The organism is Salinivibrio sp. PR932 (genome assembly GCF_001996125.1).
In the GTDB taxonomy this organism is placed as follows: Bacteria; Pseudomonadota; Gammaproteobacteria; order Enterobacterales; family Vibrionaceae; genus Salinivibrio; species Salinivibrio proteolyticus.
Map to the genome: position 1 here is coordinate 69,215 of NZ_MUFM01000010.1, position 23,595 is coordinate 92,809.

14 protein-coding genes are annotated in these 23,595 nt (G+C 49.4%); 8 read left to right on the top strand and 6 right to left on the bottom strand.

Going from position 1 to position 23,595, the window contains the following annotated elements:
* Positions 1-1,470, bottom strand: a complete 1,470-nt coding sequence (locus BZG84_RS07035; RefSeq protein ID WP_077479165.1) for a protein adenylyltransferase SelO — start codon at positions 1,468-1,470, stop codon at positions 1-3.
* A 189-nt stretch (positions 1,471-1,659) separates the two neighbouring features.
* On the opposite strand from BZG84_RS07035, the gene BZG84_RS07040 reads away from it, so the two are divergent.
* Entirely contained in the window at positions 1,660-2,493 is an 834-nt protein-coding gene (locus BZG84_RS07040; RefSeq protein ID WP_077479166.1) for a CvfB family protein, read from the top strand.
* 177 nt (positions 2,494-2,670) lie between these two features.
* Here BZG84_RS07040 and rsmF read toward each other — a convergent pair whose 3' ends face one another.
* The 4 genes from rsmF to BZG84_RS07060 form a co-directional block, all read right to left on the bottom strand.
* Positions 2,671-4,119: a 16S rRNA (cytosine(1407)-C(5))-methyltransferase RsmF gene (rsmF, locus tag BZG84_RS07045; RefSeq protein ID WP_077479167.1), complete on the bottom strand. Its 1,449-nt coding sequence runs from the start codon at positions 4,117-4,119 to the stop codon at positions 2,671-2,673.
* 146 nt (positions 4,120-4,265) lie between these two features.
* Positions 4,266-6,902 carry a PqiB family protein gene (locus BZG84_RS07050; RefSeq protein WP_077479168.1) on the bottom strand — a complete coding sequence of 879 codons (2,637 nt, stop codon included), beginning with the start codon at positions 6,900-6,902 and terminating at the stop codon, positions 4,266-4,268.
* Positions 6,865-8,124, bottom strand: coding sequence for a paraquat-inducible protein A (locus tag BZG84_RS07055; RefSeq protein ID WP_077479169.1), 1,260 nt, complete (start codon positions 8,122-8,124; stop codon positions 6,865-6,867). The genes BZG84_RS07050 and BZG84_RS07055 overlap by 38 nt, the downstream gene beginning before the upstream one ends.
* 1 nt (position 8,125) lies before the next feature.
* A complete protein-coding gene (locus BZG84_RS07060) occupies positions 8,126-9,913 on the bottom strand; it encodes an ABC transporter ATP-binding protein (protein WP_077479170.1) in 1,788 nt (595 codons plus the stop codon).
* A 76-nt stretch (positions 9,914-9,989) separates the two neighbouring features.
* On the opposite strand from BZG84_RS07060, the gene BZG84_RS07065 reads away from it, so the two are divergent.
* The 4 genes from BZG84_RS07065 (at position 9,990) to BZG84_RS07080 (ending at position 14,053) form a co-directional block, all read left to right on the top strand.
* Positions 9,990-10,448, top strand: coding sequence for a GAF domain-containing protein (locus BZG84_RS07065; RefSeq protein ID WP_077479171.1), 459 nt, complete (start codon positions 9,990-9,992; stop codon positions 10,446-10,448).
* A 115-nt stretch (positions 10,449-10,563) separates the two neighbouring features.
* The gene (proQ, locus tag BZG84_RS07070; protein WP_069589069.1) at positions 10,564-11,205 is read left to right on the top strand and encodes an RNA chaperone ProQ; all 642 of its coding nucleotides are present in this window, start codon (positions 10,564-10,566) and stop codon (positions 11,203-11,205) included.
* Between the two features lie 17 nt (positions 11,206-11,222).
* Positions 11,223-13,229: a carboxy terminal-processing peptidase gene (gene prc / locus BZG84_RS07075; protein WP_077678101.1), complete on the top strand. Its 2,007-nt coding sequence runs from the start codon at positions 11,223-11,225 to the stop codon at positions 13,227-13,229.
* Between the two features lie 176 nt (positions 13,230-13,405).
* Positions 13,406-14,053, top strand: a complete 648-nt coding sequence (locus BZG84_RS07080; protein ID WP_077456730.1) for a hypothetical protein — start codon at positions 13,406-13,408, stop codon at positions 14,051-14,053.
* A gap of 79 nt (positions 14,054-14,132) precedes the next feature.
* Here BZG84_RS07080 and pncB read toward each other — a convergent pair whose 3' ends face one another.
* Positions 14,133-15,305, bottom strand: coding sequence for a nicotinate phosphoribosyltransferase (gene pncB, locus BZG84_RS07085; RefSeq protein ID WP_077479173.1), 1,173 nt, complete (start codon positions 15,303-15,305; stop codon positions 14,133-14,135).
* A gap of 342 nt (positions 15,306-15,647) precedes the next feature.
* Here pncB and pepN point away from each other — a divergent pair, with 342 nt between their 5' ends.
* The 3 genes from pepN (at position 15,648) to BZG84_RS07100 (ending at position 23,579) form a co-directional block, all read left to right on the top strand.
* Positions 15,648-18,257, top strand: coding sequence for an aminopeptidase N (gene pepN / locus BZG84_RS07090; protein ID WP_077678102.1), 2,610 nt, complete (start codon positions 15,648-15,650; stop codon positions 18,255-18,257).
* Between the two features lie 97 nt (positions 18,258-18,354).
* A complete protein-coding gene (locus BZG84_RS07095; RefSeq protein ID WP_069587733.1) occupies positions 18,355-18,573 on the top strand; it encodes a DUF2835 domain-containing protein in 219 nt (72 codons plus the stop codon).
* A 185-nt stretch (positions 18,574-18,758) separates the two neighbouring features.
* The gene (locus tag BZG84_RS07100) at positions 18,759-23,579 is read left to right on the top strand and encodes an NAD-glutamate dehydrogenase (RefSeq protein ID WP_077678103.1); all 4,821 of its coding nucleotides are present in this window, start codon (positions 18,759-18,761) and stop codon (positions 23,577-23,579) included.
* The last annotated feature ends 16 nt before the right edge of the window (positions 23,580-23,595 follow it).

The following is a 23,595-nucleotide window of genomic DNA, read 5'->3' on the forward strand; positions in this document are numbered from 1 at the left end:
TTAGGACGAACAGCTCAATGCAAGGCCTTTATTATCATCCGTTGGCGGGTTGGCCAAGTGCGCGAGCGACGGGTGCTCATCGAAGGGGTGGGCAAGTACCGTCATTAAATCATGGGTTGGTTGTAAGTCCCCTTTTTCAGCCGCCTCGATGGCCGCTTGGGCCAAATAGTTGCGTAAAATGTACTTTGGATTGGTGCGCTGCATACAGGCCAGACGAGTCGCATCATCCAGTGTATGGACGCGCTGTTGATACGCGGATAGCCATTCAGTTAATGCCTGCGTGTCTTGGCAGATGGATTTGAACTGGTTCAGGGTGCCGGCTGTTAGGAGTGCGTCACCGCGATACTGACTGAGTTGATAGAAAAAACACGTATAGTCGGTTTGGTTTTCCTCTAGCAATGCAAAGAGCTGATTAAACAATTGACTGTCTGACGGCTGTGCGTCGGACAAACCCAGCTTATCGCGCATGGCGCGGCTATAGGCAACTTGTAGTCGATGTTCAAAGCTGCCAAGAATATCGTTAATCACATCCTTGTCCACGAGAGGCGTAAAGGCATAGCCCAGTGCGGACAGATTCCAGAGTGCGATGGCAGGTTGCTGATTAAACGCATAGCGACCACTGTAATCGGAATGGTTGCAGATATAACCTGGGTCGAAATCGTCTAAAAAGGCATAAGGGCCGTAATCGAAGGTCTGGCCGAGAATCGACATATTATCGGTATTCATCACACCGTGGTTAAAGCCGATGGCTTGCCATTGGGCAATCATATCCGCCGTTCGTTCGACAATTTCTTGTAGCAGTGCCGCATAGGGTTTTTCGGCCTCGGCCAGTTCAGGGAAATGACGTGCAATCACATAGTCGGCCAGCGTGCCTAGTGCCTCATGCTGCTGACTGTAAAACAAGTACTCGAAGTGGCCAAAACGGACGTGACTCTCGGTAACGCGAAGTAGCGTTGCGGCAGTTTCGATGCGCTCGCGCATCACCGGGGTATCGCTGGTGGCCATGGCTAATGCCTGAGTGGTCGGAATGTTGAGCCCTGTCATGGCGGCACTGGCGAGATACTCGCGGAGCGTCGAGCGTAACACCGCTCGTCCATCACCGTGGCGGCTGTATGGCGTTTTTCCCGCCCCTTTTAGGTGCCAATCCCACAAGGTGCCATCGGCATCGCGCCATTCCCCTAATAAGACACCACGGCCATCGCCGAGCGCGGGGTTATATTGACCAAACTGGTGACCGGTGTATTTCATTGCAAACGGTGTTCGGCCGGCTAACGGCTGCTCTGCGGATAAAATCGCCCGAAACGCTTCCGAGGTGAGGTCAGATTCATTCAATCCAAGCTGTTTTGCCAGTTGGGCGTTATAGGTGAAAAGCCGACCGTTTTCGAGCGCGGTTGGCGTAACGTGTTCGCCAAATGCACTGCCAAGCTGGCTAAAACTAAAGCTGATGTGTGAGCCGTTAAATACTGCCATGAATTCCCCCTATAGTCTTCACTCAAGCCTAACAGGGATTGGGCCGCTAACAAGAGACAGAAAGTAGGGGTATAGCGGGAGATAGGCAGTGCTTGAGGGTTTTTTATCCGTTTGAGTGGTGTTTTGGCTGCGCATATCAGGGTGAAATTGCGTATACTCACCGCCATTACTTTCTACAGCGTTGAGACAATGATTAAACTAGGCCAATACAACACATTGACGGTAGTGAAGCAGGCAGACTTCGGGGTATTTCTTGATGGTGATGAGTTCGGCAATATTTTGCTACCAACTCGGTACGTCCCTGAGAATACCCGTGTCGGCGACGAGCTCAAGGTGTTTATCTATTTCGATTCCGAAGACGATATTATCGCCACTACTGAAACGCCATTGGCCCAAGTGGGCGAGTTTGCGTCTTTGCGCTGTGTTGGTGTCAATTCGGTTGGCGCGTTTGTCGATTGGGGCTTGAGCAAAGACTTGCTGGTGCCTTTTAGTGAGCAACGCACGCGAATGGAAGAGGGTAAACCTTATGTGGTTCGCGTCTACACGGATAAAGCCTCGGGCCGTATCGTGGCTAGCCGCAAATTCAACAAGTTTATCAGCGACGAAAAGCCTCGTTTAAAAGCGGGCGACAAAGTGTCGGTAATCATTACGGATATCACGGACCTCGGCTTTAAGTGTGTGGTGAATAATCAGCACTGGGGGCTTATTTATCGCGCTGAAGCGTTCGGGAAGCTGTTCATCGGTAAGAAGCTGAGTGCGTTTGTTAAAACGGTGCGCGACGATGGTAAGTTGGATCTTGCTCTACAAAAACACGGTAAAGCGCGGGTTGATGATTTAAGCGATAAAATTTTGCAAACCCTAGATAAAAAAGGGGGCTTTTTGCCGCTTAACGACAAAAGCTCCCCGGATGCGATTTTTGCCTTGTTCCGCACCAGTAAAGCGACCTTTAAAAAGACTTTGGGTGGCTTGTACAAGCAACGCAAGATTCGTATTGAAGCGGATGGCATTTACCGCGTTAAGTGACGGCGTCACGTTAGACAAGACAAAAAAAGGCTCGGAACGTCCTGTTCCGAGCTCAGGGAAAGGGCTCATTGGAGCCAGATGCCAATTTAGGTTGTGATTCCACTAAAGTGTAGTTTATCAATACAGCTTTGCCAGTTTCTTTCCCTGTGAACTATTATCAACACCATTTCATATCGATTAAAACAAGTTGCTATCGCGAACTTGATCGCGAGGTAGGCCATTTTTAATCCGATTCCCGACCCATTTGCCGAGTCCGAGCACGTCCCCTTGATAGGTCACAATAATATCGCCCTTATCTGGCGTTTGATCGGGCCAAATGTCGCGTCCTTGATACCATTCAACGGCTTGTGTCTTGGTGAGCGCAATGGTTTTACATTCAGCGAGTGACTGGGTGCTCAGTGCGATAATCGCCTCGTGTTGCCAGCGATAACCTTTGCGGTGGGTTTCGGCTAACTTGATCCCAATGCGGTCAAACTTCACTTCGCCTAACATAGGTTCGATAGCTGAAGGGAAAAGCCATACCTCTTTGTCACGTAACCATAGCGTGGCCTCATTCGGCAGCGATAGCCCGAGTTCCTTTTTAAAGGTGGCGCTTATCTGTTGATTGTCTTTTTGACTTGCCGGTGAGAATGGAAATTTGCCCAGTCGCTTTTTTACACTCGGTGGAGTGGCGGATGCATGTTTACGAATGCGGGCGACAAAAAAGCCCTCGCTGTCAAAAATCTGAGGGTAGAGATGTAAAAAGCCTTCCTCGGTCAGAGCTTGTTCGGCACCCGGGAATAAATCCTTTAGTGACTCAAAAGTGACAGCGTCACCGTAAGTTTGCTTGAGCCAGTGGCAAACCGACTGATTTTCGGTGTGGTTCAAGGTACAGGTTGAATACACCAGCACGCCGCCCGGTTTCAGTGCGTGAAACGCGCTATCAATCAGGGCTTGTTGGGTCTGCGCAATATCATCGACTGAGGCAAGGCTCCAGTTATTCATTGCATCAGGATCTTTACGAATAGTTCCTTCACCAGAGCAGGGCGCGTCAAGCAGAATGGCATCAAATTGCTCGGGTAACCAGCCGCCGAATACACGGCCATCAAAGTGAGTCAGTGCAACGTTTCTTACCCCGCAGCGTTGTACATTGGCATGTAGCCCTTTGATGCGGCTCGCTGAAAACTCATTCGCGACCAAAATACCGTTGTTTTGCATGGAGGCTGCCAACTGAGTGGTTTTTGAACCTGGTGCGGCCGCAACATCAAGCACTTGCTGCCAATCAGGGGCTTGGCCCGGTTCATGCTCGCCTGCCAGCAAGGCAGTGACCGGCATCATAGAGCTTGCTTCTTGAATGTAAAACAGTCCCGCCATGTGTTCAGCCGTATTGCCTAATGGCACTTTGTCATCGTCTTGTCGCTCAATCCAAAACCCTGTGTCACACCAAGGTACGGGAGTCAGTGTCCAATGATGCTCTGCGGCACGTTGCTTAAATGCATCGACGGAAATTTTTAACGTATTGACACGAATACTGCGGCGCAGAGGACGCTGACAGGCAGCGACGAACTCCTCCATGGAGAGGTGCGAGGGCATTGTCGCCTGTATTTGGGCTAAGAAAGCCTCTGGCAGTGAGATATTGGGGTGCAAAACAGGATCTCTTGTTGATGAACTCGAAATTAGCAGCGCAAGATTGTAAACAGATCTTGGTCTTGAGTGTAGGTCGCGGGAGGAGAAAGTCGGTATTTTTACTCAAAAAGGGCAGCCAAAGAAAAAGGCTGCCCGAAAAGATAGCGCTAGGGTTTCGGGATCGCAGTGCGCCACTCACGCCACTCTGCTTTGGGTTCTCGATGCAGTAGGTAGTGGCGTTTGTCGTTAGCTTTGGGGGCCAATGGAGAGGTGTCGGGTGTTGCAAAGGCGATCCCACCTTTCAGTAGGCTATCAATGGTGCCGCTTTTTAGGTTGGCACCGGTCAAACCAATCGACACATCCACACCGGATTGATTCCAAAACACCGTGTTTTCTCGAACCAGATGTGCATACTGCGGCGTGATCTGGACACTGAATAAAACGCGGTCAGCAAACTCGCCCAATTGCACTTTGGAGACAGTGCCTACCTCCATATCGCGATAGAGGATTGGGGTGCCAACAGCAATGGAATGACGTGCATCACTTTCGAGCACCAGTGATAGGCCCCGCGGATATTTGGGGGAAGCATGTAATTCGAATTCTTGCTTAAATTCGCCCGCTCCGGGTACGACAGAGATATAGGCCCCAAACAAAGAATCTAAGTTCTCAGTTTTTGTAAGGCTTAATACCGGATGGGTTAGCCAGTAATAGCTCCCTTGACGGGCAAGTTCATTTTTATATTCAGGGTACAAACGACTGTGCACGCGGACCGATTGAGTTTTAAAATCCGGTTCTAGTTGGGTAATCTCGCCAACATCCACCCCTTGATAACGGATTACGCTGCCAACCTTTAACCCTTTGGCTTCGTCCGTGTTGAGTACAATATCGACCCCGTAACGTGCCGCGTCTTTTCGTGAGGGGTAGAGCTTCCAGTCGCCTTGGCGTTTGTTGCTAATGCCCGGCATAGAGCCAAAGGCGATACCGCCACTGAGTAAAGAGCGAAGCGAGCCTGTGTTGATTTCTACACCACGTAAGTTGGCTTTGATGTCGAGACCGGATTGATTCCAAAATACGGTATCGCGGTTTATCAGGTGGCGATAGCGATTGTTCACGGCAATCGATATCGTGACGCTTTTTCCATTCAGCTGGTAGCCTTCCACTTGCCCGACGACAAAATTGCGATACATCACCGGACTGCCCTCGTTAATGCTGGGCAGTGCATCAGCCACTAGGGTAAAGCGGGTTTTGCCTTGCGCGTCTTCTCGCGCGTGTTTGGCTTGGATACGTGAGGTATAGAGCGGATAGCTATCGCGTACACCTTGCTTGCCTTGGCTAGTAAAGCTTAATGCGGGATCGGCGATTTGCTCCATAGCAGGCACTACCACATCGAGCCCATTGCCGCTCAACTCACCGGTAATTCCCCCTAATATAAAGAATTGCGATTGTTGTTTGACAAGATGGCGGTATTGCGGATAGATCACCGCTTTTATCGTGACGGTGTCACTTTTATTGAGGCCGATGTGATCAATAAAGCCCACCTGAATGCCACGATGAAGCACTTTGGTGCGAGGCGTAAGGCCGTAAGCGTCATCGGCGTCGAGCGTAACTACCAAGGCATCGGCGGCCTCTTTTTGTTGCTGCTGCCACGTGCTGGCTGAGAAGCGATAATGACTATCAACAGCTGGAGCATCAGGGGAGCCGGGCACCACGGATAAGAAGTTACCCAACACCAAGTTGCCGATATTTTTAAGACCGTTAAAACCAATCTGTGGTTGTTCGATGGTGATTTGGGTCTCTTGATTGAACAGCCACAGCATGCTCGGGTCTATGGCGGCCGTGGCAGACGCGTTTTGGGTGTCTGGATCGATGCGAATCTCGGTAATCTCACCGATCTGCAGTCCTTGATAGGTGACTCGGGCGCCAGCGCCTTGAATACCGTGGTTGGTAGGCAAGGCAATTTCAATGGTTTGGCCACGTTCTGCAGCACTCAGGCTTGGGTATAACCTAAAGCTGTCATTATGCGTCGCTTGTGGGCTGGTACTCGGTGAATCAAACGTCACACCGCCGGCCACTAAGCTGGCAAGACTATCAAGTTCGACATCGACCCCAGACAGATCGACATTCGCTTTCAAACCACTGACGGACCAAAACCGCGTGTCTTGCTTCACCAACGAACTGAACTCAGGTTTGATCAATACAGACAGGGTGACGCCTTGATTATCATCATCAAGACGATAACTGTAGATCTCGCCGACTTGGATTTTACGGTAATAAAGTGGCGAGCCAATATTGAGCGAGCCCAAGGTCGGTGCGTGGAGCTTAAAGGTCGTGCCAGCTTTATCGGTCGTATCAGCCGGGGGCTCATCGCGCGCGGTAAAGCGAAGGCTAGGTTCACCCTTTCCCGGTTGAAGGGCGATGTAATTCCCCGACACCAGTGTTTCAAGGCCGCTAATCCCCGTTAATGACGCGCGTGGTTTCACTAACCAGAATTCACTGCCGGTCGTGAGCAACTGCTTGGCTTCTGGGTAAATCGTGGCATCGACATAAATGCCATTGAGATCATCCGCCAAGGTGATATTGCGAACTTTCCCGACTTCTAGCCCTTGGTAACGAATGGTTGTTCGCCCCGCTTCTAAGCCTTGCGCATCGTTGAACAGAATTTGAATCCGCTGTCCGGCTTCATTAATGGATTGAAAAACGAGCCATCCCGCTAAGCCTAGCGCCAAGATAGGCAAGATCCATAAAGGAGAAAGGCCATAGGTCGTCTTAATGGTTGGCGTCGGCACGTCGTGTTTGTCGCTCATGATGATCCCATATCAAACGCGTATCAAGAAGGTCAGTGGCCAGCATAGTGAGTACCACCACAATACCAAAAGCAATGGCGCCAGGGCCGGGTGTAAAGTCCATAATGCGGCCACGATCAACGAGCGCGACCATCAATGCAATCACGAATAAGTCCATCATTGACCACTTGCCAATCCATTTCACGCTTCGATATAGCCACATGCGTTGGCGTGGCGTAATGGCGACAGAGGTATGCAAGCTAATCAGAATGAAACCAAGTCCGAGAATCTTTGCCACTGGCACAATGATACTGGCGGTAAAAATTATCGCCGCTATTCCCGGCATACCATTGTTAATCAGGCTGGCAACGCCAGAAAAAATCGTGTCTTCGAGTCGGATGCCATTCGAGAAAAAAATCGAGATTGGATAAAGGTTGGCGGGCAACAAAAAGACCGCAGCGGTGAGCAGACACGCCCATGTTTTTTGCTCGCTGCGTAGCAGGCGAACGTGTAGGGGACGTTCACAACGTTGGCAATGGGTTTGAGTGCTATGGTGTTGCGTCAAACCACAGTGATCGCAACGAATCAAGTTATGGATACTGTTGACAGGTTTAGGGGCTAAGAACGCATCCCAGTAGCGTCGGGTATTGACACGTACTAGCAGCACCGAAAGCAGAATTTGTAACGTGGCGTAGCAGGCGAGCCCCAATGAAAAGCGAAGATCGGCATAGTCTTGGATTTTAAAGCACGCAATCGCGAGGCTAACCATAAACACATCCGCCATGACCCAATGACGGAGGTGATCAATCAGCGTCACGGTTGGACGGAAAAAGCGAATGTTGCCGTGACGGCGCGCCAAGTGCATGACCAGAATGGCTAAGGTAAAAAGGAGTGGTGCAAGGCTAGCACAAAAGACCACCAGCGCGGTGACAAAGGGGTAGCTGGTCCATAGAAGGTTCGCGCCGGTCAGCACAGATGCGCTTATTTCCTTGCCTAATAAGTTGATTGATAACAGCGGTAGCCCATGGGCGGGTAAAAATAACACCAGTATGGTTAACGCAATGGCCAACTCACCGTTAAACGATAATCGACGCCCTTGCTGCAATTTAGTGGCGCAGCGTGGGCAGATGGCAAGGTGATCCCAAGCGGTTTCGCAACCGGTCAACACAAGATCGCAACCGGGACAGCGAATTAACCCTGTCCGAGGTTGAGGCTCAAGATGAGTGACCGGTTGCACGCGCATGCTATTTCCCTGCTGCCTGTTGAATGGTGCCATAAAGTGTTTGGTATACGCCCGGGGCGGTAACCAACTCACCGTGGGTGCCTTTTTGGGTGACTTGGCCATCCTCCAGCACGTAAATCAAATCCGCTTCTTTCACCGCGGAGAGTCGATGCGCCACAATCAGCGTGGTGCGACCGGCTAAGAAGGTATGCATCGCTTGGTGCAGTGCCCGCTCCGTTGCGGTATCTAATGCCGACGTGGCTTCATCTAGAATGACCAGTTTAGGGTCGCCAAGCAACATTCTTGCGATGGCGACACGTTGACGTTGCCCGCCCGATAAACGGATCCCTTGTCGTCCCAGCGGTGTATCGAGCCCTTGAGTGAGCTTATTCACGACATCACCAAGTTGCGCCTGTTCTAGCGCGTGCCAAAGCTCGCTATCAGTCACATCTCGCCCCAAGCTCAAATTATTACGTAGGGTATCGTTAAACAACATGGGTTGTTGTAGTACCACCGCAATCTGTTGGCGAAGCGCGGCTAAATTAAGCTGATTGATCGAATAGCCGTTATAGCGGATATCGCCGCGTTCAACCGGATAAAGGCCCAGCAACAATTGGATCAACGTTGATTTACCGCCACCACTGGCGCCGACCAATGCGACACGCTGTCCCGCTGGGATATGCATATTCAAGCCATTGAGAACAGATTTATCTTCATCATAGGCGAAGTGCAGATCCTCAATCTCGATATCCAAGGCTGTATTGTCGCTATCACTTGGATTTTGGCCGTCAGGACGGCGTGCCTCTTCTTGCAAACTCAACACATCGTTGACTCGATTCATGGCTGCTTTAGCGCTATACCATGCAAACTGGATCCCTAACAGTTCCTGAACCGGGCCCAACATAAACCAAAGATAGCCGAACACAGCAAACATTTGACCAATGGTCAGATCACTAAAAAAGACCATGCCCATCGCGACAGCGCGGAAAAGTTCAAAGCCAATCAAAAACATCAAAAATGATAAGCGTCCCGCGGCCTCTGACTGCCAAGCATATTTATCGGCACTGACCTTAATATCGCCTGCACTTTGATCCAATTGATGAAGGTATTCACGCTCTCGGTTGGCGGCGCGGAGTTGGTAAAGCCCATCGAGTGTGTCGACGAGACGTTGCTGGAAGCGCTCAAACGCTTGGTTTTCTCGTTTTTTAAGATGTTTAACCCGTTGGCCTAGAGCGCGACTTAAGGCAACCACGATCGGGTTGATGAGCAAAATAAAAAGCCCTAATCGCCAATCCAGCCACAAAAGCACCACCGCGGTGCCCATTACGGTGAGAATGCCGATAATAAACTTACTCAGCGTAGTACCAATAAATTTATCAATGGTTTCGACATCGGTCACCAAATGAGACGTTAACCCGCCACTGCCGCGCAGTTCATACTCTTGCATACTCACACGGCCTAATTTTGCAATCAGGTGTTGACGAATTTTATAGGTAATGGCTTTGCCGACCAGGGTGAACTGACGGCTTTGAAGGATGTTAAGCGCTTGGCTGGTGGCACGCATCAACACCACAATGACAAGCACCGCCGCGATATAAAAAGCGGCATGTTGCCAAGCTTGTGGCAATACGTGGTTTAGCACCGCGAGCCCCCAATCGGGTTTATCGAGCAGCACTTCATCGACCAGTAATGGCATCAATAACGGAATGGGCACGCTGATCAGGGTGGCGACAATTGCCACAATATTGGCCCAAATCAGGCGGGTACGATGAGGTCGGGCTTGGTCAAGAAGCCAGCGCCAAGTAATCATAAATCAAGATACTCAATTGAAATGTCTTTGGATTATTTCTATTGTAATGGTCTTGTTGTTTGAGATGCAGTGATTTATGGAAAACAAAGCTGATTTTTACCGTCTGTTAACCCAACAAGCGGTTGCTTTATGTGAGGGCGAGCCAAGTTTGATTGCAAAACTGGCGAACGTGAGCGCATTACTGAATAGCCAACTTGAAGACATTAACTGGGTGGGTTTTTACTTGAGTGATGGCAAAGAGTTGGTGTTGGGACCATTTCAGGGCCTGCCGGCGTGCGTTCGGATCCCATTTGAAAAAGGGGTTTGCGGTGCCGCCTTTAGCCAAGATAAAGTCATGCGGATTGAAGACGTACACGCATTTGAGGGGCATATCGCCTGTGATGCCGCCAGTAACGCTGAACTTGTCGTCCCGGTTAGAATCGACAACCAACTCCAAGCCGTGCTTGATATTGATAGCCCAACAGTGGGTCGTTTTGACCAAGAAGATGAACAGGGCCTGACTACCTTGGTCAAAGAATTGCAAAAACACCTGTAATTTCGTCAATCTCGGTAGTTTTTTAATATCAGGTATCTATAATACGCACCACTTTCATACTTAAATACACGTAGATATTCTGCTGCAGCTTGACTACAGCAGGCCAGGAAAAAACATGGAAAATACTGAAAAGCTCGCGAACAGCAAAGAAGTCATTGCCTACATTGCTGAACGTTTCCCTAAATGTTTTACTGTTGAAGGCGAAGCCAAGCCACTAAAAATTGGCATTTTTCAAGATCTTGCAGAACGCTTGAATGATGACCCTAAGGTAAGCAAAACCCAATTGCGAGCCGCGCTTCGCCAGTACACGTCTTCCTGGCGTTATCTGCACAGCGTGAAACCGGGTGCGTCACGCGTCGATCTTGATGGCAACGCGTGTGGCGAGCTAGAACAAGAGCATATAGATCACGCGGCTCAAACTCTTGCTGAAAGCAAAGCGCGTGCGGCGGAACGTCGTAAGCAACAAGCGAAAAAAGCAGACGGTCAAGGCAAAACGCCAGCCAAAGGCAAAAAAGCGGCAGCTCAAACGGCAAAAGCTCGTACGAGTAAACCAAAGCCAGCTAAAATGACTAAGAAAGCTAAAGAGCCACGTCGCGAACTCAGCGCCAGCGACGTTGTCGTAGGAAAAGACGTAAATGTGAACATGGGCAATGGTAATCTGCCAGCGACCATTGTTGAAATTAACAAGGATGAGGTGCGTGTTCGTCTTACTAACGGTTTGACCATGTTAGTGAAAGCGGAGCACCTCAGCGCCTAAAGGAGACTCCTCGACGCATGTTTTGTCGACGCCGCTTTTCGGCTATCGCTGCCAGCTTGATGCTGGCAGCGTCTGCCCAGGCCGTAGAGGCCAACTTTCAACTCAGTGATTTGCCAACACTTTCCGCTGAACCCCAACACAAAACCGCTTCAAAGCGTGTCACCTCGCGCTTTACCCGCTCGCATTACAAGCAGTTTTCTCTCGACGATGCTTTCTCGGCCGGGATCTTTGAGCGTTATCTCGAGACGTTAGATTACAACCGTGTCTTTTTAACCCAGAGCGATGTCGATACCTTATCGCGTTGGAAAGACCGGCTGGACGATCAGCTCAAAGAGGGGGAAACCGACGCGGCCTACGAAATCTACAATTTGGTACTCAAAAAGCGCTTTGAGCGATACCAATATGCACTCGAGGTTCTCGATAAGCCGTTTGATTTCTCTAAAGACGAGTCAATGGTTCTCGACCGTACCGAACTGCCTTGGGCGGCCAATGAGCAAGAACTCGATGCGATTTGGGATAAGCGAATTAAAAATGATGCGTTGAATCTCCGTCTAACGGGGAAAGACGATGACGATATTCGCGAAACCCTAGGTAAGCGCTATAACAGCGCATTGAAGCGCCTCACCCAAAGTCACAGTGAAGATGTGTTTCAAGTCTACATGAACGCGTTTGCGCGAGAAGTGGACCCGCACACTAGCTATCTTTCTCCGCGCAATGCTGAGCAGTTCCAATCTGAGATGAACCTGTCACTCGAAGGGATTGGTGCGGTTTTGCAGGTGAAGGATGAATATACAGTGATTCGTTCGTTGGTGGCTGGTGGCCCTGCCTCAAAGTCTAAACAGTTATCGCCGGGAGATCGCATTATCGGTGTCGGTCAAGAAGACGAGGCGATGGTGGATGTGATTGGCTGGCGACTCGATGATGTCGTCGAGCTGATCAAAGGACCGAAGGGAAGCGAGGTCCGGCTACAGATTTTGCCTGAAGGCGCCAACGCTAAAAGTTACAGCGTCACTATTACTCGTGACAAAATCCGCTTAGAAGACCGCGCGGTCAAATCCGACGTGATTGAACGTGGCGATCAAAAAGTAGGGGTGCTGACGGTGCCGGGCTTTTATGTCGGTTTGGCTGAAGATACCAAGAAAGAGTTGGCAGCGCTCACCGCGCAAAATGTCAGTGGTATTGTGGTGGACTTGCGTAATAACGGTGGCGGCGCTTTGAGTGAAGCAACAGCGTTGAGTGGCTTGTTCATCGACAAAGGTCCGATTGTGCAAGTGCGCGATAGCTACGGTCGGGTTAAGGTCAACAACGACAGTGATGGCAAGAGTTTCTACAACGGGCCGATGACGGTACTGATTAACCGTTACAGTGCGTCGGCGTCAGAGATTTTTGCCGCGGCCATGCAAGATTACCACCGTGCAATTGTGCTTGGCGAACAGTCATTCGGTAAAGGTACAGTGCAGCAGCACCGCTCGCTAAATCATATTTATGATTTGTTCGAAAAGCCTTTAGGTTACGTGCAATACACCATTCAAAAATTCTATCGCATCAGTGGTGGCAGTACCCAAAATAAAGGCGTGGTACCCGATATTGCGTTTCCATCGCCGGTATCCCCCGATGAAACTGGTGAGAGCATGGAAGACAACGCGTTGCCATGGGATCAAATTGCCCCTGCGGAATACTCGGCAATGAAGCTGCCTGATGACGTGATTGATGCGTTGACCAAGCGCCATCAAACCCGCATTGCTTCAGACCGTGAGTTTGGTTTTATCCGCGAAGACATTGCGCTTTATCAGCAGGAAAAAGATAAAAACAGTATTTCCTTGAATGAGAAAGTGCGCCGGCAGGAAATGGATCACGAGGATAAAGAACGTTTGGCGCGCCTAAATGCACGTCAAAAAGCCATGGGCGAACCGCCGTTTAAATCGCTCGAGGATGTGCCGAAGGATTACGAAGAGCCGGATGCCTACTTAGAGGAAGCGGCGAGCATTACCAATGATCTTGCCACTCTAATCGCTAATCGTTGATCATCCTCGGTTGGTGTCACGACAAGCCTAGGCAATTGCCTAGGCTTTTTTTATGACATGGAGATGACGCGTAGATGTTGATGAACCGATAAAACGAGATCAATATCAAAAAATTGTAGCATTTTGAGATCTACGTCTAACCTTATTGATAGGAATAACGGTCAGTGGGGTGAGATATGCGTCTCTTACTTGGGTGTATGTTAGCGATCATCGTGTCGCTTCCGGTTCGCAGCGAAGAGCTCTCTCGCGTGGATTTCCCATTACTGCTGGGGGATTGGTATTGGTTTAGCGACATGCCCGTTGAGCAAGCCCCACATCCTTACAAAGCGATTAATCTGTCTTTTAATTCCAATTACGAGTTTCGTATCGATTTGTTACGTCATGATGGACAACTCGAAACCGCTGCAGGGCAGTACGACATCAACGAGAACATATTACGCCTGTACGATAATGAAGGCATCGAGCAGCGGCATGCCTATCAGCTCAATCATAACCAATTGCAACTGCAAGGTGCGGTCTTTACCAAGCTCCTGCCAGAAGATTTAAGCGGTTTGTGGCGTTCCCACAGCATCTCAGGCGAAGATGTGAGTGAACACGTTGACGGGGTGTCGCTGCAATTACGGCCCGACTTCTTATTCGCGATGCAGGTGCGCGGGGATGATGGGAGCTCAGTCACTCATCGCGGGGTCTATTTGGTGGAAGGCGACAACCTGATGTTGATCTACCGTAACGGTCGGCACTCATCGCAATTCCAACTGGCGGCAGATACCTTGCGATTAACCAATGATGTGTTTGGAATGGAAGCGATTCTGGAACGGCAATAGTGCCCCAAACAAGACAACCAGCCCGTCACGCGATGAAAAAAATGCCCGTATCACAGCGGGCATTTTTGTACCTGACTCTTTAATCAATCAGTCTAAATGCCGCTTTCAGCGCACTCAAATGCGCCTCGTCTTTACAAATTGCTTTGTTTGGCTCATCGGAGATTTTGGCGACGGGTTTGCCTTGGCAGCTAGTGAGCTTGATCACCACGTTAAGGGTTTTCACGTCGGGTAGATCACAGGTTAATTGGGTACCAATTCCAAACGATGTTTGCACCCGCCCTGAAAAATGGCGATAGATATGAATAGCCTTGGCCAGCGTGAGGCTGTCAGAGAAGACCAACGTCTTAGAGTCAGGGGCGATATCGTGATGCTGGTAGTGGGCAATGGCTTTTTCTCCCCAAGCGATGGGATCGCCACTGTCATGACGCAGACCGGTAAAGGCTTGCGAGAGTTCGCTGTCAAAATCACGAAGGAAAGCATCCATATTGATGCAATCGGTCAGAGCGATGCCCAGACTGTTTGGATATTCTTTTAACCAAACACGTAGCGCAAGCTGTTGTGAATCGGCCAACGCTCCCGCCAGCTGCTGATGCGCTTGAAACCACTCATGAGCTTGGGTACCAACTGGGGGCAGGCCAAGCTCTTTCGCTAACCAAACATTGGAGGTGCCTTTTAGCGGGGGATAAGCGGCTTTCAGGCGTTTAACGATGGCATAGTGCACATCACGCGAGAAGCGGCGACGTGTGCCGAAGTCGACCAATTGAAAGTCATCGGCAAAGCCGTCTTCGGGTAAATGATTCAGTTTCTCCTCAAGTCGGGCCAATGCGTGCTCCACCCCGAACGTGGGGTAGCAGATGCGATTCCGTAACTCACAGATAATCGCGAGTAATGGCACTTCCCAGAGAATCACTTCGCACCACGGACCAGCAATATGAATCGCCAGCTGTCCTTCTTCGATAGTGACAGTAACTTGCTCTGGGCGAAGCTGAAAGTGCTTCAGGTATGAGAGAAAATCTGCTTGATAGAGCTCGAGCGAGGCCAGATAATTTAACTCCTGCTCAGTAAAACGCAGTGAGCCTAGCGCGTTCACTTGCGCTATCACCGCGTCTTTTAGCGGAGTTAAATTCTCATCACTCCGACAATAGAAGTCCGCGGTGACGTGAACGTCACGATAGTGATGAAAGACGGCTTGCTGCATATTCAGCTTGTATGCGTCCGTATCCAGCAGTGAAGTGATGATCGGATTGTGCATGCGTGTGGAACGCCTTACGTGTTACAAAACGAAATTGGCGTCATAGTACCGCAATTTCTGTAAAATTTAACCGTCGTCACATTATATTTCCTGCCGGATTGGCAGCCTGCGTTGACAATATGCTGCATAATTCGCCAATTTGAGAGGTTTTATCGTCACATTGACAGTTTGTGAGGCGTTTTTTACACATCGCATACGCAAACAATTGATAACAAAGTGTTAAACCTATAGTCATCTTTTTGCGAGCGCGGTATGGTATAGCACGCTGCTCGCCAAGGTTGGCGTCAGGCAGTCACTGACACGATTTGTTGGCTGAGGTACACCCAATAATAAGGATTCAACATGTCTCAACAACCCACTGCGAAATATCGTAAAGATTATCGCGCCCCTGATTTTACCATTACCGACCTAAACCTAGAGTTTGATCTTGAGCCGAACGCAACCTTGGTAACGGCCGTGAGCCAAGTGAAGCGTTTAAATGACAATGCGACCGACATTGAACTGGATGGCGAAAACCTAAAGTTAGTGCGTATCGACATCAATGGCGATGCATGGACGGCCTACAGTGAGGAGTCAGGCAAACTCATCGTCCGTGATGTGCCTGCGGCGTTCACGCTCACGATCCAAACCGAGATCGACCCAGAAAATAATTCGGCCCTTGAAGGTTTGTATATATCAGGCGGTGCGTATTGCACGCAGTGTGAAGCAGAAGGCTTCCGCCGTATTACTTACTATCTCGATCGCCCGGATGTATTGGCACGTTTCACCACCAAGGTGATTGCGGATAAAGCGTCTTATCCATACTTGCTGAGTAACGGTAACAAAATTGCGTCGGGCGAGTTGGATAACGGTCGTCATTGGGTTGAGTGGCATGATCCGTATGCAAAGCCAAGTTATCTGTTTGCGCTAGTTGCTGGTGATTTTGATGTGTTGCGTGACAGCTTTGTGACGCGTTCAGGTCGTGAAGTGGCCCTCGAAATTTTCGTGGATAAAGGCAACTTAGATCGCGCCGATCACGCCATGGTTTCGCTTAAGAATGCGATGAAATGGGATGAAACACGCTTCGACCTTGAGTATGACCTTGATATCTACATGATCGTGGCCGTTGATTTCTTCAACATGGGTGCTATGGAGAACAAAGGCCTCAATATCTTTAACTCCAAGTATGTGCTTGCCAATGCAGAGACGGCAACCGATGCCGACTATTTGGGGATTGAGGCGGTTATTGGTCATGAATACTTCCATAACTGGACGGGGAACCGAGTCACCTGTCGTGATTGGTTTCAGCTGAGCCTGAAAGAAGGGTTAACGGTTTTCCGCGATCAGGAATTTTCGTCTGATTTGGGCTCTCGCTCGGTCAACCGTATTGAAAATGTTCGCATTATGCGCGGCCCTCAATTTGCTGAAGATGCAAGCCCGATGTCGCATCCGATCCGCCCAGAAAAAGTGATCGAAATGAATAACTTCTACACCCTGACAGTGTATGAAAAGGGCAGTGAAGTGATTCGTATGATGCACACTATTCTTGGCGAAGAAGGGTTCCAAAAAGGCGTGAAGCTCTACTTTGAACGCCATGATGGCACAGCAGCAACGTGCGATGACTTTGTGCAAGCGATGGAAGATGCCTCAGGGATTGATTTAACCCAATTCCGACGCTGGTACAGTCAATCGGGCACGCCGGTTCTCAATGTATCTTCAACCTATGACGATGCGACTAAACAACTGGCATTGCATGTGAAGCAACATACGCCAGCAACGGCCGATCAAGCGGAAAAACTACCATTGTATATTCCGCTCGATATTGAACTGTATCGCGCTGATGGCAGTGTGATTGAGTTACAGCGTCATGGAGAGCCTGTACACCATATCTTGGCGGTGACTGAAGCCGAACAAACCTTTATTTTTGATGCGGTGGATGAGCAGCCAGTGATTTCGTTGCTACGCGAGTTCTCGGCACCGGTGAAGCTTGAGTATGATTACCAAGATCAAGACTTAACCTTCTTGCTGCAACACGCGCGCAATGACTTTGCTCGCTGGGATGCGGGACAAAGCTTGCTGGCAAAACACATCAAGGCCAATGTGGCACGCGTACAAAATGATGAAAAGATAGTGATCCCAGCGTCAGTGGTTGATGCTTTCCGTGGAGTACTACTGAGCGAGAACACTGAACCGGCATTGATTGCAGAAGTGCTCAAGTTACCTTCTGAAAACGAAGTGGCGGGCTGGTTTGATATTGTGGATGTGGATGCGATTCACATGGTCATGGCGGCTTTCAAACAGCAATTCGCGGATGAAATGGTTGATGAGCTGGAAACGGTTTATCGCCAATATACACAAGCGTCATATGAAATCAGCCATAAAGCGATTGGTGAGCGTGACTTACGCAACACGTGTTTAAGCTATCTTGCACATACTGAAAACGGCAATGATTGGGTCGAAGCACAATACCGTAATGCCAACAACATGACCGATACAATGGCAGCACTGCATGCGGCCAACGCCGCCCAACTGCCATGCCGCGAGTCCTTGATGAAGCACTTTAGCGACCAGTGGCAGCATGACGGGCTAGTGATGGATAAGTGGTTTGTGCTGCAAGGTATAAATCCGGCAGAAAATGCCTTGGAAGGGGTGAAAGCACAAATGGCTCATCCGGCATTTAGCCTTAAGAATCCAAACCGAACCCGTAGTTTGATTGGTGCCTTTTGTTCGCGCAACCCCGCGCACTTCCACGCCAAAGATGGGAGTGGCTACCGATTCTTGAAAGAGATCTTGGTAACCTTAAACGAATCGAACCCGCAAGTGGCTTCGCGTTTAATCGATCCATTGCTTAAACTGGCGTATTACGACACCGAACGTCAGCAGCATATGCGCCAAGTACTACAAGAGTTGGCTGACATGGATAACTTGGCTAACGATTTGTACGAGAAAGTGCAAAAAACGCTCGAACAATAGGGCGAGCGAATCGTGATCCAATGATCATCAAGCCGTCCAATTTGGGCGGCTTTTTTGTTACCCTGTCGCAGAGAAAAAATGACCGAGTATCAACACGATGGATTATCGTTTTAACGTCAATATTTCCTATTCAGAGTATCAGCTCTATTACAGTGGCGCCGCGTCGAGTGTGGTGGTCACTACCGACAAGGGACTACGCTTGCAAATTCCCGCCGCACGCTTTCGTCCTTATCTCTCACAACTCGGTATACGAGGCCGTTTTAAACTTACCACCGATGAGGAGAATCGCTTTCGTTCTCTCGAGCGCATCGCCTAACCAAACGTAGCTAAGGAAATAGCTACACCAGTCACATTCTCGCGAAATTCGTATAAATCCAGCTGTTTAGATATAACGTTTTTGTGTAGCAAGCCTTACACTAGGCAGTGCGTATGTTAACGCAATGTTTACCTCTAATACTTACTACAAAGATAACGTCTAAAAAAGGACTACGGAGTTCCAGAATGACCTCGCGTGACCCTATAGTACCGGTGTTACTTGAGAAAGTTTATCAACTGATTGCCGATAAACTGGATGATACTCAACAGCCACTCGTCGATGCATTAGCCAAAAGGATATTGGGTCAAATTTCTGATAATGATTTGCAGGAACGCAATGAATCAGATCTCTATGGTGCCGTGATGAGCATGTGGCACCATCTCAACACATTCGAACAAGATAAAATATTCGTTAAGGTCTTTAACCCCAGCCTCAGTGGTAACGGTTGGCAATCAACCCATACCATTGTCGAAATCCTCGCCCCGGATGCGCCGTTTTTGGTGGATTCCGTCCGTATGGCCCTCAATCGATTGGGGATCACAACACACCTGATGCTAAACACGCCTGTGAAAGCGTTGAAAAACCAACAAGGTGATGTGGTTGAGATCAGCGGTGAGAACGGCCAATTCCAAAGCACTTTCCACATCGAAATCGATAAGATGTCAGAAGATGCTGAAATGGCAGCGTTGGAAAAAGAACTCCATGAAACGCTGACCGATGTGGTGATGGTCGTGAATGATTGGCAGCCAATGCGCGAGCAAATGCTGTCTTTGGTGAAATCACTGAAAGAGGCCGCGCTGCCGTTTGATGATGAGCGCCGTCAAGAAGCGATTGAATTTCTGACCTGGATTACCGAAAACAACTTTACCTTCATGGGTTACAAGTGTTTTGACCTTGTGGCCGTTGAAGGTGACTATGAGCTTTCCGCCTCCAGTGAATGCGATGCACTCGGTCTGGCCAAAAAGCATAAATCACCGAATGTGGTGCGCTTGTCGGAAATGCCAGAGTCTGCGCGTGCAACGGCATTAAAGAAAGAGCTATTGGTACTGACCAAAAGCAATGCGAAATCGCGTGTGCACCGACCTGCCTATGTTGACTATATCGGCATCAAAAAATTTGATGCGCAGGGAAATGTGATTGGTGAGCACCGCTTTACGGGGCTTTACGCGTCATCGGCGTATAACCAATCGACCTCCAGTATTCCGGTATTACGCAATAAAGTACGCCGAATTCTGGATAACAGCGGCTTCTATCAAGAGTCACATTCGTGGAAAGCACTGGCGAACATCCTCGAAAACTATCCGCGTGATGAGCTGTTCCAAGCGACCGAAGATGAAATGCGTAATGTCGGTATGGGCGTCGTGCAAATGCAAGACCGTGACATGCTGCGTGTGTTCGTCCGTCGCGATCCGTTTGGCCGCTTCTTCTCATGTATGGTGTATATCACGCGTGAGCGGTACAACACGGAATTCCGTCGTCAGACGCAACGTATTTTCCAGCAGTACTTTGGTTCTGATCAGGATGTTGAGTTCAACACCTTCTTCTCTGAAAGCCCATTGGCACGCACGCATTACATTGTGCGGGTCGATAATAACAACTTCGATATTGATGTGAAAAAGATTGAGCAAAACCTTACCGAAGCGGCTTCATCATGGGATGACCGTTTACAAGAAGCGGTGATTGCCAACTTTGGCGAAAACCGAGGTACGCCGATCGCGAAGCGTTACCTACGCGCGTTCCCTCGTTCCTATAAAGAAGCGATGTTGCCTGGTTCTGCGGTGGCTGATATTGAACGTTTGGAAGGCTTAAGTGACGACCATAAGTTGGACATGTTGTTCTATCGTCCACAAGAGGTGAGTCATCACTCGAATGCGGTGAGCCTGAAACTGTTCCAAAAAGGTGAGCCGATCCACTTATCCGATGTGATGCCGATGTTGGAAAACCTCGGTCTGCGTGTCATTGGTGAATCGCCCTATGAAGTCGAAACCAGTCATGGTGACGTCTATTGGATTCTCGACTTCTCGATGTTGCACAGTGCCGGTTCAGCCTTCAACTTGTCGAAAGCGCGGGATCGTTTCCAGCAGGCCTTCGCTGATATTTGGCACGGACGGTTAGATAACGATGGATTTAACCGTTTAGTCTTGAATGCAGGACTATCGGGTCGTGAAGTGACTATCCTTCGTGCCTATGCGCGTTATATGCGACAAGTCGGTTTTCCGTTTAGTCAGGCATACATTGAAGAGACGCTGGCGTCCCATCCTGATCTAGCGAGTTTGCTGGTTCAACTGTTTAACAAACGATTTGATCCAGCGGCGAAGAATACCCAGCGTGCGCAAGACAAATTGATCGCCCAGATCGAAGACGCGCTTGAGCAAGTGGAAAGTCTGGATGACGATCGGATTATCCGTCGTTATATGGAAATGATGTTGGCGACATTGCGCACCAACTTCTTCCAAAAAGACCCAGAGAATGGCCTGGATAAGCCGTATCTATCATTAAAATTGCAACCTGCAGACATTCCTGAGATCCCTCAACCGGTGCCAGCCTACGAGATCTTCGTATACTCACCCGATGTGGAAGGTGTGCATCTGCGCGGGGGAAAAGTCGCTCGGGGTGGTTTGCGCTGGTCAGATCGTCAAGAAGACTTCCGTACCGAGGTGCTTGGCCTCGTTAAAGCACAACAGGTGAAAAATACCGTGATTGTGCCGGTAGGCGCGAAAGGCGGATTCGTCTGTAAACGCCAACACCAGTTTACCGGTCGCGATGAGATCTTTGCAGAAGGTCAACGCTGTTACCGTATTTTCATTCAAGGTCTGTTGGATATCACGGATAACATCATCGAGGGCGAACTAACCCCACCAAATGAGGTGGTGCGCCATGATGATGATGACGCTTATCTGGTGGTTGCGGCGGATAAAGGCACGGCAACCTTCTCTGATTTGGCGAACAGTGTCTCAGCACAATACAACTTCTGGTTAGGGGATGCCTTTGCCTCTGGTGGTTCCAATGGTTACGACCATAAGAAAATGGGCATTACCGCGAAAGGGGCCTGGGAGTCGGTAAAACGCCATTTCCGCGAGCTAGACATCGATTGCCAGACGACAGATTTTACCTGTGTTGGCATTGGTGACATGGGCGGCGATGTATTTGGTAATGGCATGTTGCTTTCTAAGCATATTCGCTTGGTCGCGGCCTTTAACCATATGCATATCTTTATTGACCCAGAACCGGATGCCGCAAAAAGTTGGAAAGAACGTGAGCGTTTATTCAACTTGCCTCGTTCTAGTTGGGAAGACTATGACAGTAAGCTGATTTCAAAAGGCGGCGGCGTTTTCTCTCGTCGTGCGAAATCCATCACCTTGACGCCAGAGATCCAAAAGCTATTGGGTACGCGTAAGCAATCCATGGCGCCGAACGACTTGATCAAGCAGATCCTGCAAACCAAAGTGGATCTGCTCTGGAATGGCGGGATCGGGACGTACGTGAAAGCCGCAAACGAGACCCATACAGAAGTGGGTGATCGTGCGAATGACGGATTACGTGTTAACGGCAAGGAAGTGGGCGCGCGCATTATCGGTGAGGGCGGTAATCTCGGCATGACGCAATTAGGACGTATTGAATACGCACTAAAAGGTGGTCGTGTTAATACTGACTTTATTGACAATGTGGGTGGCGTTGATTGCTCGGATAACGAAGTCAACATCAAGATCCTATTGAATGGCTTGGTGGCATCCGGCGATCTTACCTTGAAAAAGCGTAATCAACTGCTGGAGAAAATGGAGAATGATGTTTCTGAGATTGTGCTGGAAGATGCCTACAGTCAAAGTGAATCTATCTCTGTCACGCACAATCAGCAAGCGTCGTTGCTCAAAGAGCAGATCCGCTTTATTCATTATCTCGAGAAAGAGGGCAAGTTAGATCGTGCGCTTGAGTATCTACCTGATGATGAAACGCTCGCGGAACGTAACTTACGAGGAAATGGTTTAACACGTCCAGAAATTGCCGTGCTGGTTGCATATGGCAAAATGGTGTTAAAAGAGCAGCTGGTGGTCGAGGAGGTGACGCAAGATAGTCACTTTGGCCAACTGCTCCCCGGTTATTTCCCCAAAGAGTTACAACGTCACTATCGTCAAGAGATGGAGTCGCACCCACTGCGTGGTGAGATCATTGCGACTGTGCTGGCGAACCAAATGTCGAATGATATGGGCTTTAACTTTATCACCCGTATGCAAGACGAAACCGGTGCCAGTGTGAGTGACATTGCTAAATCTTACGCGATTGCTCGCGAAATCTTTGGTTTTGAACAGATATTTGATGATGTTCGCGCATTGGATAACCAAGTGAGTGCGTCCGTTCAATACGATATTTTGTTCCGTTGTCGTCGCATGTTGCGTCGCGCAACCCGCTGGATGCTTCGCAACAAACGCAAAGGCGAGAGCATTGAAGCGCAAGTGGCGTTTTATCGTCCCGCGTTACAAAACTTGGCAGCGAACCTGGATAGCTACTTGGTCGACAGTGAGATTAAAGAACACGATGATCAGGCGGAGAAACTGCGCAAAGCGGGTGTACCTGATGAGTTGGCAAGCAAAGTGTGTCGTTTGACCAGCATCTTCTCGGGCCTCGACTTGGCGCAAGTATCCGAGCAGTTAGATAAACCGTTCGAGCTGGTGGCACGCTTATACTATGTGCTGGGTGATAATTTATCGTTGCATTGGTTCTTGAAACAAATCAACAACCAACCGGTCGACAACCACTGGCAGGCTCTGGCGCGTGCTTCATTCCGAGAAGATTTGGATTGGCAGCAACGTTTGCTGACTGCGCGTATTGTTTCAGAAATGGATCCGAAACAAGATGCAGAAGCGGGACTCGACGCATGGATGGAAGAGCATGCCATGATTCTGGGCCGCTGGCGCAGTATTGTGGATGAGTTCAAAGTCGGCTCGGTCCATGAATTTGCAAAATTCTCGGTTGCGCTGCGTGAATTATCGCTTTTAAATTTGAATTAAAGCAGTAATAACGCAA

Excerpts from the sequence above, each read along its gene's own strand:
- BZG84_RS07040 (WP_077479166.1), top strand. The coding sequence starts at position 1,660 with ATGATTAAACTAGGCCAATACAACACATTGACGGTAGTGAAGCAGGCA.
- BZG84_RS07065 (WP_077479171.1), top strand. The coding sequence starts at position 9,990 with ATGGAAAACAAAGCTGATTTTTACCGTCTGTTAACCCAACAAGCGGTT.
- BZG84_RS07080 (WP_077456730.1), top strand. The coding sequence starts at position 13,406 with ATGCGTCTCTTACTTGGGTGTATGTTAGCGATCATCGTGTCGCTTCCG.
- pncB (WP_077479173.1), bottom strand. The coding sequence starts at position 15,305 with ATGCACAATCCGATCATCACTTCACTGCTGGATACGGACGCATACAAG.
- BZG84_RS07100 (WP_077678103.1), top strand. The coding sequence starts at position 18,759 with ATGACCTCGCGTGACCCTATAGTACCGGTGTTACTTGAGAAAGTTTAT.
- BZG84_RS07055 (WP_077479169.1), bottom strand. The coding sequence starts at position 8,124 with ATGCGCGTGCAACCGGTCACTCATCTTGAGCCTCAACCTCGGACAGGG.
- prc (WP_077678101.1), top strand. The coding sequence starts at position 11,223 with ATGTTTTGTCGACGCCGCTTTTCGGCTATCGCTGCCAGCTTGATGCTG.
- proQ (WP_069589069.1), top strand. The coding sequence starts at position 10,564 with ATGGAAAATACTGAAAAGCTCGCGAACAGCAAAGAAGTCATTGCCTAC.
- BZG84_RS07050 (WP_077479168.1), bottom strand. The coding sequence starts at position 6,902 with ATGAGCGACAAACACGACGTGCCGACGCCAACCATTAAGACGACCTAT.
- BZG84_RS07095 (WP_069587733.1), top strand. The coding sequence starts at position 18,355 with ATGGATTATCGTTTTAACGTCAATATTTCCTATTCAGAGTATCAGCTC.
- BZG84_RS07035 (WP_077479165.1), bottom strand. The coding sequence starts at position 1,470 with ATGGCAGTATTTAACGGCTCACACATCAGCTTTAGTTTTAGCCAGCTT.
- BZG84_RS07060 (WP_077479170.1), bottom strand. The coding sequence starts at position 9,913 with ATGATTACTTGGCGCTGGCTTCTTGACCAAGCCCGACCTCATCGTACC.
- pepN (WP_077678102.1), top strand. The coding sequence starts at position 15,648 with ATGTCTCAACAACCCACTGCGAAATATCGTAAAGATTATCGCGCCCCT.